Source organism: Stenotrophomonas mexicanensis, assembly GCF_032911605.1.
In the GTDB taxonomy this organism is placed as follows: Bacteria; Pseudomonadota; Gammaproteobacteria; order Xanthomonadales; family Xanthomonadaceae; genus Stenotrophomonas; species Stenotrophomonas maltophilia_A.
Window position 1 is genome coordinate 58,399 of record NZ_JAWJTG010000022.1, and the last position, 14,921, is coordinate 73,319.

At 67.8% G+C, this 14,921-nt stretch carries 12 protein-coding genes; 9 read left to right on the plus strand and 3 right to left on the minus strand.

Translation table 11 applies throughout. The annotated features are described in order from the left end of the window. Positions 1-105 precede the first annotated feature (105 nt). Positions 106-747, plus strand: a complete 642-nt coding sequence (locus R1L06_RS11315) for a hypothetical protein (protein WP_317217747.1) — start codon at positions 106-108, stop codon at positions 745-747. A gap of 191 nt (positions 748-938) precedes the next feature. Here the strand turns inward: R1L06_RS11315 and R1L06_RS11320 are convergent, their stop codons facing one another. Continuing rightward, a complete protein-coding gene (locus tag R1L06_RS11320) occupies positions 939-2,435 on the minus strand; it encodes an aldehyde dehydrogenase (RefSeq protein ID WP_317217748.1) in 1,497 nt (498 codons plus the stop codon). Between the two features lie 104 nt (positions 2,436-2,539). Here R1L06_RS11320 and aptA point away from each other — a divergent pair, with 104 nt between their 5' ends. The 7 genes from aptA to R1L06_RS11355 all read left to right on the plus strand — a co-directional run bounded on the left by aptA (position 2,540) and on the right by R1L06_RS11355 (position 11,138). Further along, entirely contained in the window at positions 2,540-3,892 is a 1,353-nt protein-coding gene (gene aptA / locus R1L06_RS11325; protein ID WP_317217749.1) for an omega-aminotransferase AptA, read from the plus strand. Between the two features lie 63 nt (positions 3,893-3,955). Continuing rightward, a complete protein-coding gene (locus R1L06_RS11330) occupies positions 3,956-4,834 on the plus strand; it encodes a plasmid replication/partition related protein (protein WP_032127886.1) in 879 nt (292 codons plus the stop codon). Positions 4,835-4,952: 118 nt separating this feature from the next. Beyond that, entirely contained in the window at positions 4,953-6,239 is a 1,287-nt protein-coding gene (locus tag R1L06_RS11335; RefSeq protein ID WP_032127887.1) for a DUF445 domain-containing protein, read from the plus strand. A gap of 291 nt (positions 6,240-6,530) precedes the next feature. Beyond that, a complete protein-coding gene (locus R1L06_RS11340) occupies positions 6,531-8,756 on the plus strand; it encodes a TonB-dependent siderophore receptor (protein WP_049423311.1) in 2,226 nt (741 codons plus the stop codon). Positions 8,757-8,863: 107 nt separating this feature from the next. Continuing rightward, positions 8,864-9,178, plus strand: coding sequence for a DUF3649 domain-containing protein (locus R1L06_RS11345; protein ID WP_125893479.1), 315 nt, complete (start codon positions 8,864-8,866; stop codon positions 9,176-9,178). Next, positions 9,175-10,812 (plus strand): PepSY-associated TM helix domain-containing protein, encoded by a 1,638-nt coding sequence (locus R1L06_RS11350; RefSeq protein ID WP_317217750.1) that lies wholly within the window; start codon positions 9,175-9,177, stop codon positions 10,810-10,812. The genes R1L06_RS11345 and R1L06_RS11350 overlap by 4 nt, the downstream gene beginning before the upstream one ends. Beyond that, the gene (locus tag R1L06_RS11355; RefSeq protein ID WP_317217751.1) at positions 10,809-11,138 is read left to right on the plus strand and encodes a DUF3325 domain-containing protein; all 330 of its coding nucleotides are present in this window, start codon (positions 10,809-10,811) and stop codon (positions 11,136-11,138) included. The genes R1L06_RS11350 and R1L06_RS11355 overlap by 4 nt, the downstream gene beginning before the upstream one ends. 155 nt (positions 11,139-11,293) lie before the next feature. On the opposite strand, the gene rlmKL is transcribed toward R1L06_RS11355, so the two are convergent. Both rlmKL and R1L06_RS11365 read right to left on the minus strand, forming a co-directional pair. Then, positions 11,294-13,432 (minus strand): bifunctional 23S rRNA (guanine(2069)-N(7))-methyltransferase RlmK/23S rRNA (guanine(2445)-N(2))-methyltransferase RlmL, encoded by a 2,139-nt coding sequence (gene rlmKL / locus R1L06_RS11360; RefSeq protein WP_317217752.1) that lies wholly within the window; start codon positions 13,430-13,432, stop codon positions 11,294-11,296. Between the two features lie 145 nt (positions 13,433-13,577). Further along, the gene (locus R1L06_RS11365; protein WP_019336678.1) at positions 13,578-14,105 is read right to left on the minus strand and encodes an alpha/beta hydrolase; all 528 of its coding nucleotides are present in this window, start codon (positions 14,103-14,105) and stop codon (positions 13,578-13,580) included. Positions 14,106-14,177: 72 nt separating this feature from the next. On the opposite strand from R1L06_RS11365, the gene R1L06_RS11370 reads away from it, so the two are divergent. Further along, entirely contained in the window at positions 14,178-14,744 is a 567-nt protein-coding gene (locus R1L06_RS11370) for an N-acetylmuramoyl-L-alanine amidase (protein WP_317217753.1), read from the plus strand. Positions 14,745-14,921: the final 177 nt, after the last annotated feature.

The window sequence follows — 14,921 nt, forward strand, 5'->3', positions numbered from 1 at the left end:
CCGGTGGCCGCACGGGGCGATGGTTTCAGCCGACACCGATGCCAACGGAATTTTTCGGGCCACCCGCTAGGCTGCGCCACCGGTCCCTGCATGGATGCTTTGCCGATGACTGCAGTCGCGCTGTCGTGGTCCGATTCGCCGAAGCTGCCGCGCATGGCGGCATGGCTGGTGGTGCTGCTGGTGCATGGGTTGATGGCAGTGTGGCTGCTGGGCAGCGGCAGGATCATGCTGCGCAGTAACGACGACGCAAGGATCTCGCTGCGCTGGCTGCCGCCGGAACCGCCGACGCTGGCGCCTCAACAGCCTACCCTGCGCTCCGCACAGGTGACGCGTCCGGCCGCTTCGGCGATGCCACGTCCTGCCCCGGCTGCCCAGACAGATTCCACCCTACCAGCCGCAGAGGAAACGGCCGTTGCGGCGCCGCTGATCCTGGGCCTCCCGGCGGGCAGCATCGACGGTGGCGACGGCATCAGCGCTGCGGGTGTCGCTCCGCGCCTTATTGGTCGCCGCGAGATACACCCGGCATTCGCGCCGCGCCGCAATTACTTCCGGATCCGCCGGCAGATGACGCCGGAGCAGATCGTGCATGGCGTAGCGCAACTGCTGGGTTTGTGGCCACCGGGATACATCGTCGATCCGTGCGAGCTGGGCAAGCAGGACATGGATTACTTCCAGAATGCCGTCGAAGAAGCCGACCGGGATCTGCTGCGTGCAGCGGTGCTGCAGGTGAGTACCCGCTGCCGGTAGCTCGACAGCTATATGCTTTATGTAGAGTCGAGCCATGCTCGACTGCTCTTCGCGAGATGCAGCCGAGCATGGCTCGGCTCTACCGAAGAACGAAAAGCAGTCGAGCATGGCTCGGCTCTACCGCAAAACGAAAAGTAGTCGAGCAAGGCTCGACTCTACAAAGAGCGAACAGCGGTCAAGCAGCCGCGTCGTTACAACTGGATCCAGGTGGCCTTGATCTCGCTGTACTTGTCGAAGGCGTGCAGCGATTTGTCGCGGCCGTTGCCGGACTGCTTGTAACCACCAAACGGTGCGGTCATGTCGCCGCCATCCCAGCCGTTCACCCAGACGCTGCCGGCGCGCAGCTGGCGCGCAACCCGATGCGCGCGGCCCAGATCGCGTGTCCAGAGACCGGCGGCCAGTCCGTAGCGGCTGTCGTTGGCCACGCGCACGGCTTCGGCCTCGTCGTCGAAACCGAGCACCGCCAGCACCGGCCCGAACACTTCCTCGCGTGCCAAGGCCTGCTCCGGGCGCACCTGGTCGAACACCGTGGGCTGCACATAGCTGCCACCCGCCTCCACCTCGGCACGATGCCCGCCCAGCAGCAGGCGGGCACCTTCAGCTTCGGCGCGTGCGATATCCCGCATCACCTTGTCCAGATGCGCGGCGTCCACCAGCGCGCCCATCGGCGCGTCGGCGTCCAGCGGATGCTGCGGCTGCATGTGCTGGCCATAAGCAACCACCTGGTGCACGAAATCCTCACGGATCGAGCGCTGCACCAGCAAGCGCGACCCGGCGGTACAGACTTCGCCCTGGTTGAAGAAGATGCCCTGCGCCACGGCCTTGGCCGCCGCGTCCAGATCGGGAGCGTCGGCGAACACCACGTGCGGGCTCTTGCCGCCGCATTCCAGCCAGACCCGCTTGAGGTTGGATCGCCCGGAATACTCCAGCAACTTCGCGCCGGTGGCAGTGGAACCGGTGAACGCCAACACATCCACATCCATGTGCAGGGCCAGCGGTTCGCCGACGCGCGCGCCATGGCCCGGCAGCACGTTCAGCACGCCCTCCGGCAGGCCCGCCTCGGCGGCCAGCAACGCCAGCCGCAGCGCACTCAGCGGCGACCGCTCGGAAGGCTTGAGCACCACCGAATTGCCCATCGCCAGCGCCGGCGCGATCTTCCAGCAGGCCATCAGCAACGGGAAATTCCACGGCACGATGGCCGCCACCACGCCTGCGGCCTCGCGGGTGACCAGTCCGAGTTCGTGCGGGCCAGTCGGCGCGATCTCGCCATACAGTTTGTCCACCGCTTCGGCGGTCCAGCTCAGGCAGCGCACCACACCGGGCAGGTCGATACGGCGCGCGTCACGCACCGGCTTGCCCATGTCCAGGGTTTCCAGCAGGGCCAGTTCATCGGCGTGCGCTTCCACCAATGCTGCCAGCGCCAGCAGCACGCGCTTGCGATGGGCCGGGCTCGCCTGCGACCAGTGGCCCGCCTCGAAGCTGCGCCGCGCGGCCAATACCGCGAGTTCGACATCCTGCGCGTCGCAGTCGGCAACCGCACCCAGCACGCGACCGTCGATCGGGCTGATGCAGTCGAAGCGGGCGCCGCTGGCGGCATCGACATAGCGGCCGTCGATGAAGGCCTGGCCCGGCATCGACAGCTGGAGGGCCAGCGTCTGCCAATGGCTGCGGTCAGGGAAATCGACCATGGGAAGCTCCAACATTCAACGAGCCTTGGTTATACCGGGGCCGCCGCGACTCCGCCGTGACGCGGCTGCGCTACATTCATCGCATCGGACCCGATGGAGCTGGCATGAAGCGTCCCGAAAGCGACCTGCACGACCTGGCCACCCAGCGCCCCGAGTCACTGGACGCGTACTGGATGCCGTTCACCGCCAACCGCCAGTACAAGGCCGCGCCGCGCATGCTGGTACGCGCCGAAGGCATGCACTACGAGGACGTCGACGGCCGCCAGATCCTCGACGGCACCGCCGGCCTGTGGTGCTGCAACGCCGGCCACGCCCGCCCGCGCATCGTCGAGGCCATCGTCGAGCAGGCACGCACCCTCGACTATTCGCCGGCCTTCCAGATGGGCTCGCCGCCAGCCTTCGCGCTGGCGCAGCGGCTGGCCGCGCTGGCGCCTGCCCCGCTCAACCATGTGTTCTTCACCAGCTCCGGTTCCGAGGCGGTGGATACCGCGATGAAGATCGCGCTGGCCTATCACCGCCAGCGTGGCGAGGGCCAGCGCACCCGCTTCATCAGCCGCGAGAAGGCTTACCACGGGGTCGGTTTCGGCGGCATGGCGCTGGGTGGGCTGCCCAACAACCGCAGGGCGTTCGGCCTGCAGCTGGGCGGCGTGGACTACCTGCGGCATACCCTGGACCTGCCGCGCAATGCGTTCAGCAAGGGCCTGCCACGCCAGGGCGCGGAGCTGGCCGACGACCTGGAACGGCTGATCGCGCTGCACGATGCCTCGACCATCGCGGCGGTGTTCGTCGAGCCCATTGCCGGTTCGGCCGGGGTGATCCTGCCCGCGCCGGGCTACCTGCAGCGCCTGCGCGAGCTGTGCGACCACCACGGCATCCTGCTGGTGTTCGACGAGGTCATCACCGGTTTCGGCCGGGTCGGCATGCCCTTCGCCGCGCAGCGCTTCGGGGTCACCCCGGACCTGCTGACCTTCGCCAAGGCGGTCAGCAACGGCGCGGTACCGCTGGGTGGCGTGCTGGCCAGCGACGCCGTGCATGCAACCCTGATGCAGGCACCGCCGCAGGCCATCGAGCTGTTCCATGGCTATACCCATTCCGGCCATCCGCTGGCCTGCGCCGCAGCGCTGGCCACGCTGGAGGTCTATGCCGAGGAGCGTCTGTTCGAGCGTGCCATCGAGCTGGGCGAATACTGGCAGGAACGGCTGCATGCGCTGCAGGGCCTGCCCAACGTGATCGACATCCGCAACTTCGGGCTGGTCGGCGCGGTCGAGCTGGCACCGCGCCGCGATTCCCCCGGCAGCCGCGGCTACGAAGTGTTCCGGCGCTGCTTCCAGGACGGCCGGCTGCTGGTGCGCTGTACCGGCGACATCATCGCGCTGTCGCCACCACTGATCGTGGACAAGGCGCAGATCGACCAGATCACCGGCACCCTGGGCGAGATGATCCGGGCCACCGCCTGAGCCCGGGCCGGCGGTGGCGAGCGGGTACAATGGGCGGTTCCGCTCCTGCTCGCTGCCGTGCCCATGGATATCGTCGTCAAAGAAGAACTCAAGGCCTACATCGACCCGCTGACCGCGGACGAACATGACGCGCTGGAGCGCAGCATCCTGGCCGAAGGCTGCCGCGATGCGCTGGTGCTGTGGGGTGATGTGCTGGTCGATGGTCACAACCGTTTCGGCATCTGCCAGAAGCATGGCCTGCCCTTCAATACCGTGCAGAACACCCGCTTCCAGAGCATGGAAGACGTGCACCTGTGGATGATCGAGCAGCACCTGGGCCGCCGCAGCGTGTCCGACTTCCAGCGCGGCGTGCTGGCGCTGCGCAAGCGCGACATCCTGGCCGCCCGCAAGCAGATCGAGCAGGCGCAGCTGCAACGCGAGAGCGACGGCACCGCCGAAGCCATCGAGGACGCGGGTGAGGACAGCCCGCCGTGGGAACCGGCACCGAAGATCAGCCGCGCCGAGCTGGCCCGCGAGGCCAAGCTGAGCACCAGCCAGGTCGGCATGATCGAACGCATCCACGCCCAGGCCGCGGCCGAGGTGGTGGAAGCGGTGAAGGCCGGCGTGATCTCGATCAGCGCTGCTGCTGCCGTGGCCGACCTGCCGGAAGACGAGCAGCGCGCCGCTGCCGCCGGTGGCAAGGATGAGCTGAAGCAGGCCGCCAAGCGCGTGCGCGAGTCCAAGCGCAAGCCGCGTGCACCGAAGCCGGAAGCAGCCGAGATGGACTTCGAGGAAGCGGACGAAGAGCAGATCGCCAGCCGCGACGCCGAGGTGCTGTCGGCACTGGAGCAGCTGGGCGAGGATGCCCCGGCGCTGCGCCGCCGCGTGGTCGCGCTGACCCGCGAGAACGACACCCTGCGCGCGCAGCTGGCGGCGTTGCGCAAGCAGCTCGAAGCGCTCTGAACCAACGGGTAGTGCCGGCCGCTGGCCGGCAACCCCATGAACGTTCCGGGTGCGTTGCGGATGCCGGCCAGCGGCCGGCACTACCAGATGCTCATGCCGTGCCGGTTAGACTTCCGGCATGACGTCTGCCAACGATCCGCGCCGCGCACAGCTGCGGCGCCTGAAAGCCCTCGCGCTGGGACTGCTGCTGTTGATGCTGGCCGGTTTCGCGGTCAGCCACTGGCAGGGCGAGCGCGGCATCTGGGCCTGGGTCTCGGCCTTCTGCGAAGCAGCGGCCGTCGGCGCACTGGCCGACTGGTTCGCGGTCGTCGCGCTGTTCCGGCGGCCGATGGGCCTCCCGATCCCGCATACGGCAATCATCCCACGCAGCAAGGAACGCATCGGCGACAGCCTGGCCCTGTTCGTGCGCGACCAGTTCCTGGAGCCGGGTGTGCTGCTGGCCAAGCTGCAGGTGTTCGATCCGGCCAGCCGCCTCGGCAGTTGGCTGGCCGATCCGGCGCGCTCACGGATGCTGGCCGACATGGCCCGCGGCTGGGCCTTGCAGGCACTGGACTTCTTCGACGAAACCGCGGTGCGCCGGCAGCTGCACGCCTTCGTGGTGCAGCAACTGCGGCAGTGGAATGCCGCCGCCACCGCCGGTGAGCTGCTGGCCCTGCTGACCGCCGATGGGCGCCACCAGCGCGTGCTGGACGAGGGCCTGCAGCGCTTGGGACGCTGGCTGGAGCAGCCGGAAGTGAAGGAGCGCGCCTCGCAGCTGATCGTGCGTTACATCCAGCGCGAGTGGCCGACGCTGTCGAGCACGGTGAACTGGGTCAAGCCGATCGACGAGATCGGCGACAGCCTGGCCGAGCGACTCGCGCGGGCGGTGCTGGAAGAACTGCAGCAGGTGCTGGCCGAGCCGCAGCATCCGCTGCGCCAGGACTACGAGAGCTGGCTGCAGAACTACGTGCAGCGCCTGCGCGAGGACCCGGCCCTGGCCGAGCGCATCGAACAGCTCAAACAGGAAATGATCGATCACCCCGCCCTGCAGGAGTACGTGCAGGGGCTGTGGGCGCGCATCCATGCCAGCCTGCGTGCCGACCTGCAGCGTGAGGATTCGGCGCTGGTCGGCCACCTGCAGCGCAGCCTCGCGTCACTGGGCAGCAGCCTGCAGGCCGACCCGGCCCTGCGCGACGCGCTGAACCAGCATCTTCTGGAGGGCGCCCAGCGCCTCACCGGCCGCCTGCGCGAAGGCGTGACCACGCATATCGCGCAGACCGTGAAGAGCTGGGACGAACGGCATCTGGTCGAACAGCTGGAACTGAGCGTGGGCCGCGACCTGCAGTTCATCCGCTTCAACGGCACCCTGGTGGGCGGCCTGATCGGCCTGCTGCTGCACGCCGCGACGGTGGTGTTCAGGTTCTAGGGCCCCATCCGGCAGTCGATCCACGCCCTGCGTGGAGACGGAATTCATCACGCTTGATTAACGAAATGCGAATGCCTATCATTTGCCGATCGGTTGTACGCTTAGCCAAGCGGGGCACGGAAGCACGCACCTACCCGCCCCTTCGCCCGTGTACATCCCCCGACTACCGGGTCGCCCGCACCAAGCGGGTGGCGCACCGTCGATGGGACTCGCTGGGCGACGTGCGCGAAGCGCATGGCCGCTGTGTCTGCGCATTCCATCGCCTGTTTCGTCCTGCATGGAATCGCACCGATGGCAATGCCGTTGAACCACCCTCGTCCCACTCTGCTGGCCCTGGCCGTGACCGCACTGATGATCGCCCCGCTGGCCCACGCCGACGGCACTGCCGATCCTTCCGCGCGCACGCTGGATACGGTCCAGGTCACCGCTGACGGCGATATCGTCGACAGCTATACGGTCAAGCGTGCCAGCACGGCCACCAAGCTCGGCCTGTCGCTGCGCCAGACGCCGCAGTCGATGACCGTGGTCACCCGCCAGCGCCTGGACGACATGGGCCTGTTCTCGCTGTCCGATGTGATGGGCCAGGTCACCGGCGTGGCGGTATCGGTTACCGACAGTGAGCGCATCAACTACGTCTCGCGCGGCTACAACATCACCAATTTCCAGGTCGATGGGATGCTCAACACCTTCGGTGGGTACATCAAGACCAACACCGACAGCGTGATCTATGACCGCATCGAAGTGGTGCGCGGCGCAACCGGCCTGACCACCGGTGCCGGCGATCCCTCTGGCACCATCAACTTCGTGCGCAAGCGTCCTACCGACAGCTTCCAGATGAGCGCCAACCTGACCCTCGGGCGTTGGGGCAACCAGCGCCTGGAGGCCGACCTCGGTGGCCCGGTTGCGCTCGACGGCCGCATCCGCGCGCGCGTGGTGGCGGCCAAACAACAGAGTGACTCGTTCCGCGATGTCTACAAACTGGACAAGGACGTGTTCTACGGCATCGTCCAGGCCGACATCACCGACACGACCCTGCTCGAGGCCGGCTACGAATACCAGTCGCCGCGCACCACGGGCGTGACCTGGGGCGTGGTGCCGTACTGGGGGTCCGATGGCCAGCCCGCCAACCTGCCGCGCTCGACCAACCTGTCCGCCCGCTGGAGCAGTTGGCCGATCATCGAAAAGAGCGCATTCGCACGCCTTGAGCAGCAGTTGGGCAACGGCTGGACCGCGAAGGCCGCCTATACCCGCTCCAAGCGCGAAACCGACGGTGCGGTGTGGTACGGGGCCTCCGGCTACCCGAATGCCGATGGCAGCGGCATCAGCGCCTTCGTCGGCAGCTTCGGCGAGAACGGCGATATGCAGGTGTTCGACTTCAACGTTGGCGGTCCGTTCCGGCTGTTCGGCCGGGAACACGAGCTGGTGCTCGGTTTCGGCCAATCGGTGCGCAAGGGTGACGTGCCTGCCACCGACACTGCTGCCTACCCGGACAGCTACACCCGTGTACCGGATTGGCATCGCTGGAACGGCGACGTCGCGCCGCTGCAGGTCACCCGCCTGGGCTATCTGGCTTCTGAAGACGAACTGCGCCAGCGCGCGGCCTATCTGGCGACGCGCCTGCAGCTGGCCGATCCGTTGACCGCGGTGCTCGGCGCGCGCTACGGCAGCTGGGAAACGCGCACCTGGAACTACACCCATGACGCCGCCGGTCGCCTGACCGATACGCGTCGCGGCGGCTACAAGCCGGACGACTCGCTCACTCCGTATGCCGGCTTCATCTACGACTTCAACCGCTACTTCAGCGGCTACGTCAGCTACACCGACATCTTCCAACCGCAGAACTACCGTGACCGGGACAACAACTACCTCGAACCGGTGGTCGGTGACATGTGGGAGGCCGGCGTCAAGGCCGAGTTCTTCGACGGTCTGCTGAATGCTTCCGCGGCCGTGTTCAAGGGCCAGAAGGACAACGTTGCCGAGCTCGACGACTCGGTGCCGGAAAACTCGCTGCCGGGTGGGGTCAGTGCCTACCGCTCCACCGGCAAGGGCAACAAGGTCAAGGGCTGGGAGATCGAAGCACAAGGCAGCCTTGGTGAGAACTGGAACCTCGCGGCCGGCTTCACCCACACCGTCAGCCGCAATGCGCAGGGCGTGCGCCAGAACACCGTCGTCCCGGTCGATCTGTTCCGCCTCAACGCCAGCTGGCGACCGGGCGGTGCTGAAGGCCGCTTCTGGCTGGGCGGTGGCGCCACCTGGCAGAGCGGTATCTGGAGCCTGAGCAACAAGCCGCGTGCGGATTTCCTGACCAGCGGCAAGCGCGACCGCGTGGCAATCGAACAGGGCGACATCTACCTGCTCAACCTGTCGGCGGGCTATCGCTTCAACGAGAACTTCACCGCGCAGGTGAACGTGAACAACCTGCTGGACAAGAAGTATTACAACCGCGTCGGTTTCTATGACGGCGTGTTCTGGGGCGAACCGCGCAATGTGACGATGACACTGCGCTGGAAGCTCTGACCCTCGATGGATGGCACCGGTTCTGCGACCGGTGCCCGGCCACGGATGGCCAACCCCGGCGCGCTGCGGTGCGCCGGTTCCTTTTCACTGAAACCTGCAGGAACGCCGTGGACCGCTCGCCCGCAACCGCCAGCCCCCGCACCTTCTTCTCCAACCCGCGCTGGGGCGTGCTGTCACGCTCGCTGGCGGCGATCTTCGGCGGCTACACGCTGGCTTCCGTGACCAGCGTATTCTGCGCGGTGGCGCTGCCCGGCGCACGTGGCCAGACCGTGCTGACCGGCATGCTGCTGGCCATTCTGGTGGCCGCCTGCGCGGCGCTGTGGGCGTTCGCCACCCGCAGTGCGCTGCGTGCGTGGGTCGGCATCCTCGCCCCCACCCTGCTGATGGCAGTCATCGCGCGCATGCTGGGGGCTTGGGCATGAAGAACGGATTCCGCCAGTCGATGGCCTGGCTGCACACCTGGACCGGCCTGCTGGTCGGCTGGCTGCTGCTGCTGATTTTCATGGCAGGCACGGCCAGCTACTACCGCGAGGAAATCAGCCGCTGGATGCGCCCGGAACTGCCCTCCAGCAACGTCAGCATCGATGTCGCCGCGCAGCGTGCCGTGGACTACCTGCAGGCCAACGCTGCGCAGGCCGAGAACTGGTTCGTCACCCTGCCGCAGCCGCGCAACCCGGCCATGCAGATGTTCTGGCGACTGCCGCCGGAGCTGGCCGATCCCAGCCGTGGCCGTCGAGGGGGCTTTGGCGACGCAACACTGGACCCGAACACCGGGCAGGCGCTGAAGGCCCGCGAGACCCGAGGCGGTGATTTCTTCTACCGCCTGCATTTCGACCTGCACTACATCCCGGTGCTGTGGGCGCGCTATCTGGTCGGCTTCTGCGCGATGTTCATGCTGGTGGCAATCATCACCGGCGTCATCACCCACAAGAAAATCTTCAAGGACTTCTTCACCTTCCGCAAGGACAAGGGCCTGCGTTCCTGGCTCGATTTCCACAACGTCAGCGCGGTGATGGCCCTGCCCTACCACGCGATGATCACCTACACCGGCATCGTCACCCTGATGATCATGTACCTGCCGTGGGGCGTGAAGGTGGCCTACCCGCAGGACGAGGATGCCTTCTACAGCGAGGCCTTCGGTGGCATGCCGGAGGTGACTGCACCTGCCGAAGGCCGCGCCACCCCGCTGCCGATCGCGCAGCTGCTGGACAGCGCGCGTGCACACTGGCACGGCGTGGAAGTGGCCGGCTTCACCGTGTCCAACCCGGGCGCGGCCAATGCAGTGATCGACATCCGCCAGCGTGACGGCAAGCGCCTGTCCACCGACACCCCGGCCGTGCGCTACGACATGGTCAACGGCACGCTGCTGGAAGAAACACCGCCTTCCGGTGGCGCCACCGCCACCCGCGGCGTGCTGTACGGCCTGCACCTGGCGCGCTTCGCCGACTGGGGCCTGCGTGCACTGTTCTTCCTGTCCGGACTGGTCGGCTGCCTGATGGTGGCCAGCGGCGTGGTGCTGTGGGCGGTGAAGGAACGGCCCAAGCACGCCAAGAGTGGCCGCACAGGCTTCGGCCTGCGCCTGGTCGATGCGTTGAACATCGGTACCGTGGCCGGCCTGCCGATCGCCTTTGCAGCGTACTTCTGGGGCAACCGCCTGCTGCCGCTGGACATCGCCGAGCGCTCCAGCGCCGAGGCCAACGTGTTCTTCTACGCCTGGGGTGCGGCACTGCTGGCCGCCTTCATCTGGCCGAAGCGGATGATGTGGGCCTGGCAGCTGTACCTGGGCGCAGCCGCGTTCGCGCTGGTGCCGGTGGTCAATGCGCTGACCACGCATGCGCACCTGGGCATCACCCTGCGCAACGGCGACTGGGTGCTGGCTGGCTTTGATCTGTCGATGATCGCGTTCGGCGCGATGCTGGCGCTGTGCGGCTGGCGCATGCAGCGCTGGACACCACCGCTGAGCGCGGCCGAGAAGAAGAAGCGTGCAGCGGCGGCGGCGGCACCCAAGGCCCCGGTGGACGCTGCAGAAACTGCCGAAGCGGAGGCCAGCGCATGATGCTGCTGGCGTTGACCCTGTCGTTCTCTGCGTTCACCGCGCTGTCGCTGGCGATGGAGAAGCACCAGCACGACCTGCACGGCAAGGCTGCAGCCACCCCGGCACGGCGCACGCAGTGGCAGGTGCTGGGTTGGGTGCTGCTGACGGTAGCGTTTGCACTGTGCGTGGTCGACCACGGCTGGGCGATGGGCCCGGTGCTGTGGCTGGGCGTGATGACCGTGGGCGGCGTGGTGCTGTCGTTCGGGTTGTACCCGTACCGGCCGAAATGGATCGCGCCGCTGGCGATCGCGCTGCCCGTGGCCGGGCTGCTGGTGGCCTTGCTGTAACCGCCATCCACGCATGGCGTGGATCTACTGAACAGCCCTCCACGCATGGCGTGGATGTACCGGCCAAATATGGGGAGTGCCGGCCGCTGGCCGGCATCCCATGAACCCTCTGCGGATCTGACACCGTTGCCGGCCAGCGGCCGGCATTACCGGACTTACCCCAACCGCTTCAGTTCCCACGCGCGGTGGATGCGCGCGTTGCGCTCGAAATCCGGGCCGATGGTGCGTGCGGTGATCTCGCGGCACTGGGCAAATTCGGCGATGGCGTTCTCTTCCAGCTTGAAGCGGCGGAAGTTGTTGGAGAAGTACAGCACGCCACCCGGTGCCAGCCGCGCCACCGCCGCGCGCAGCAGCTTCAACTGCTCGCGCTGCACGTCGAAGTCATCGGCGCGTGCGGAGTTGGAGAAGGTCGGCGGATCGCAGAAAATCACGTCGTACTGGCCACGGTCGCCTTCCAGCCAGGCCATGGCATCGGCCTGCACCAGCAGGTGCTGGTTGCCGCCCTGCCCGTTCAGCGCCAGGTTGTCGTAGCACCACTGCAGGTAGGTCGCCGACAAGTCGACGCTGGTGGTGCTGGCCGCACCGGCCACGGCGGCCTGCACGCTGGCCACGCCGGTGTAGCAGAACAGGTTGAGGAAACGCTTGCCACGCGCCTGCTCGGCCATCATCCGGCGCAGCGGGCGGTGGTCGAGGAACAGGCCGGTGTCCAGGTAGTCGAACAGGTTCACCTGCAGCAGCGCGTTGTTCTCGCGCACCACGATGAATTCGTCACGCTGCTCGAAGCGGCCGTACTTGCTGCCGCCCTTGCCGCGCTCGCGCGACTTCATCGAGACCTGCTCCGGCGGCACGCCGAATACTTCCCGTGCAGCGGCCAGCAGTTCGTTGCGGCGACGGCGCACGTCGTTCTCCGGAATCGCCGCCGGTGCCGCGTACTCCTGCACATGCAGGAAGGTACGGCGCTTGCCACCGTCTTCCTCGTAGACATCGATGGCCGCCGCGTACTCCGGCAGATCGGCATCGTAGGCGCGGAAGCAGGTGATATCCTCGCGGGCACGCCAGCTCTTGAACTTCTTCAGGTTCTTGCGCAGGCGGTTGGCCACCATCTGCGCACCTTCGCTGAGTTCGCGCGGCTGCGCCGGGTCGCGGCCCGGCACGGCGATCGGGTCGCAGACGATCAGCGCGCATTCCAGCGCACCGTTGAACATCTGGTACTTCTTGCCCGCACGCAGGCCGGTGGCAAAGGCCAGTTCGTCGTTGCCGCACAGCAGGCTGGCGCGCCACTGCGGCACCGCCCTCTGCAGGGCATTGCCCAGTGCGCGGTACAGCGCCGGGTCGGCGGCCAGGCGTTCGTCATACGGCGGGTTGCAGACCACCGCACCGATCTCCTGCTCCGGTGCGGCCAGGTCGGCCACATCGGCGCGGGTGAAGCGGATCGCGTGGGCGACACCGGCCACCTCGGCATTCTCGCGTGCCGCCTGGATCGCGGTCGGGTCGATGTCGCTGCCGTGGATGACCGGCTTCAGCGCAGCCAGGCCAGCCGCTTCGCGGTCACGCGCCTCGCTCTGGATGCTCTTCCAGGCCGCCTTGTCGAAGCCCAGCCAGCGGCTCGGCGGCAGGCTGCCGTGGCGCATCAGGCCGGGCGCGACGTCGGCGGCCATCAGCGCGCCTTCGATCAGCAGCGTGCCGCTGCCGCACATCGGGTCCAGAAGGCCGCCACCGGCGGCGTGCAGCCGCGGCCACTGCGCGCGCAGCAGCAGCGCGGCGGCCAGATTTTCCTTCAGCGGTGCCTCGTGAGCGGCGCCGCGCCAGCCACGGCGATGCAACGGGCCGCCGCCGAGGTCGATCGACAGCGAGGCACGGCCTTTGCGCAGTGACAGGTTGACCCGCACATCCGGCAGGTCGGTGTTGACCGACGGGCGCTCCAGGCCTTCATCACGCATGCGGTCGACGATGGCGTCCTTGATCCGCTGCGCGGCAAAGCGGGCATGGGTGATCTTGTCGCCGGACACGTGCGCGTCCACCGCCAGGGTCATCTCCGGCTTGATGTGCTCGTGCCACGGCAGCGCACGCACGCCGTCATACAGGGCCTGCTCGTCCGGGCAGTCGAACTCGTCGATCGGCCACAGCACGCGGCTGGCCAGGCGCGACCACATCACGATCCGCAGCGCCTGCTCCAGTTCGCCCTCGGCGTTGACGCCGGCAATGGTGGCAGTGGCCTTGCCAAGGCCCAGGGCCGACAGTTCATCGGCAAGCAGGTATTCCAGGCCCTTGGCGCAGGAGACGAAGAATTTCACAGGATCGGTTCGCAGGTGGTCGGGCGCGGCACAGGGGCCGGGCCAGTCGGAAAGGAGGGCCGTAGGCACGGCCGGCAGGCCCGCGTCGGGGGCGGCGGGGCTGCCATTGTAGTCAATGCGGGCGGGCGCGCCGTGCGCCCGGGCTTCACAGTTGCCGCAGCAGGCGCTCGAAGGCCTGCGCGGAGGCCTCCACGTGGTGCTCCAGGCGGTGGCCGTCGTCGACCAGCAGCAGCTGCGCCGAACGCGCCTGCGCCCAGGCAATCACCCCGGCGGCCGGAACCACGTCGTCATGCCAGGCCTGGACCACGGTGGTCGGCACGGCGGCGGCGTCCAGCGCCGGCATCGGGCCCATGGTGGTCGGCGGCACCATCAGGAACAGGCCGGCCACCGGCACCTGCAGCGAGGCGATGGCAGAGATGTAGGCACCCAGGCTGGAGCCGGCCAGCACCACCGGACCCTGCTGGGCAGCGATGGCGGTGCGTTCGACCAGGCGCTGCAGGCGGGTGCGCACGTCTCCCACCCGGCTGACCTCGCTCATCGCATCGAGGTCGGTGTAGTCCGGACGCTCATGGGTCCAGCCCAGGCGCTGCGCCACGTCGGCCAGCGCGGTGACCTTGGTCGCCTCCGGGCCGCTCTCGAAACCGTGGGACAGGATGCAGTGGCCGCGGCTCATGCGCGCGCTCCATGGGAGCGGACCGACGAGGAAAGGGAAGGAAGGTTCATGCCGCAATGCTAGCATCGCCGGATGCCCAACCCGCTCCTGCCCGGCCTGCAGCTGCAGCCCCTGCCCTACGAAGACCGTCTGCCACTGCGCGACCCGACCACGCTGGAGATGGTGGTGATCCACTGCACCGAGCTGCCCGATCTGGCGATGGCCCGTGAGTACGGCGAGCGCGTGCTGTATGACAGCGGCGCCGGCAACAGCGGCCACTTCTACATCGACCGCGATGGCAGCGTGGTGCAGTACGTGGCGCCGGAACGCGTGGCGCATCACGTGCGCGGCATGAACGCGCATACGCTGGGCATCGAGCTGATCAACACCGGGCGCTACCCGCACTGGTTCGACAGCCGCCAGCAGGCGATGGACGAGCCCTACACCGAGGCACAGCTGCAGGCGCTGGAAGGCCTGCTGCAGGCGCTGGTGGCGCACTATCCGTCGCTGCGGCGGATTGCCGGGCATGACCAGCTGGACCTGGAGCAGGTGCCGGCCAGCGATGACCCTGCGCTGATGGTGGCGCGCAAGCGTGATCCGGGGCCGTTGTTCCCGTGGGCGCGGGTGCTGGCGAAGGTGCCGTTGCAGCCGGTTGGGTGAGGGTTTGCAGGGCTGCGCCCTGCACCTGCAGAAGCCTAAGCCAGAGCAACAGCAGAAGCTGACTTCCTGAGGGGAGGCGGGGTGGGTCCGGTTGCGGGGGGCGCTGCAAGTACGTCCATGGGGGCTTGGCCGCGGCTTGCTCGTGTGCGCTGTCCTGCGCACACGGCAAGACCGGGG

Bases quoted from the DNA above. Each gene is read 5' to 3' on its own strand.
- R1L06_RS11315 (WP_317217747.1), top strand. From the start codon at position 106: ATGACTGCAGTCGCGCTGTCGTGGTCCGATTCGCCGAAGCTGCCGCGC.
- R1L06_RS11335 (WP_032127887.1), top strand. From the start codon at position 4,953: ATGACGTCTGCCAACGATCCGCGCCGCGCACAGCTGCGGCGCCTGAAA.
- R1L06_RS11365 (WP_019336678.1), bottom strand. From the start codon at position 14,105: ATGAGCCGCGGCCACTGCATCCTGTCCCACGGTTTCGAGAGCGGCCCG.
- R1L06_RS11340 (WP_049423311.1), top strand. From the start codon at position 6,531: ATGGCAATGCCGTTGAACCACCCTCGTCCCACTCTGCTGGCCCTGGCC.
- R1L06_RS11350 (WP_317217750.1), top strand. From the start codon at position 9,175: ATGAAGAACGGATTCCGCCAGTCGATGGCCTGGCTGCACACCTGGACC.
- R1L06_RS11370 (WP_317217753.1), top strand. From the start codon at position 14,178: ATGCCCAACCCGCTCCTGCCCGGCCTGCAGCTGCAGCCCCTGCCCTAC.
- R1L06_RS11355 (WP_317217751.1), top strand. From the start codon at position 10,809: ATGATGCTGCTGGCGTTGACCCTGTCGTTCTCTGCGTTCACCGCGCTG.
- R1L06_RS11330 (WP_032127886.1), top strand. From the start codon at position 3,956: ATGGATATCGTCGTCAAAGAAGAACTCAAGGCCTACATCGACCCGCTG.
- R1L06_RS11320 (WP_317217748.1), bottom strand. From the start codon at position 2,435: ATGGTCGATTTCCCTGACCGCAGCCATTGGCAGACGCTGGCCCTCCAG.
- aptA (WP_317217749.1), top strand. From the start codon at position 2,540: ATGAAGCGTCCCGAAAGCGACCTGCACGACCTGGCCACCCAGCGCCCC.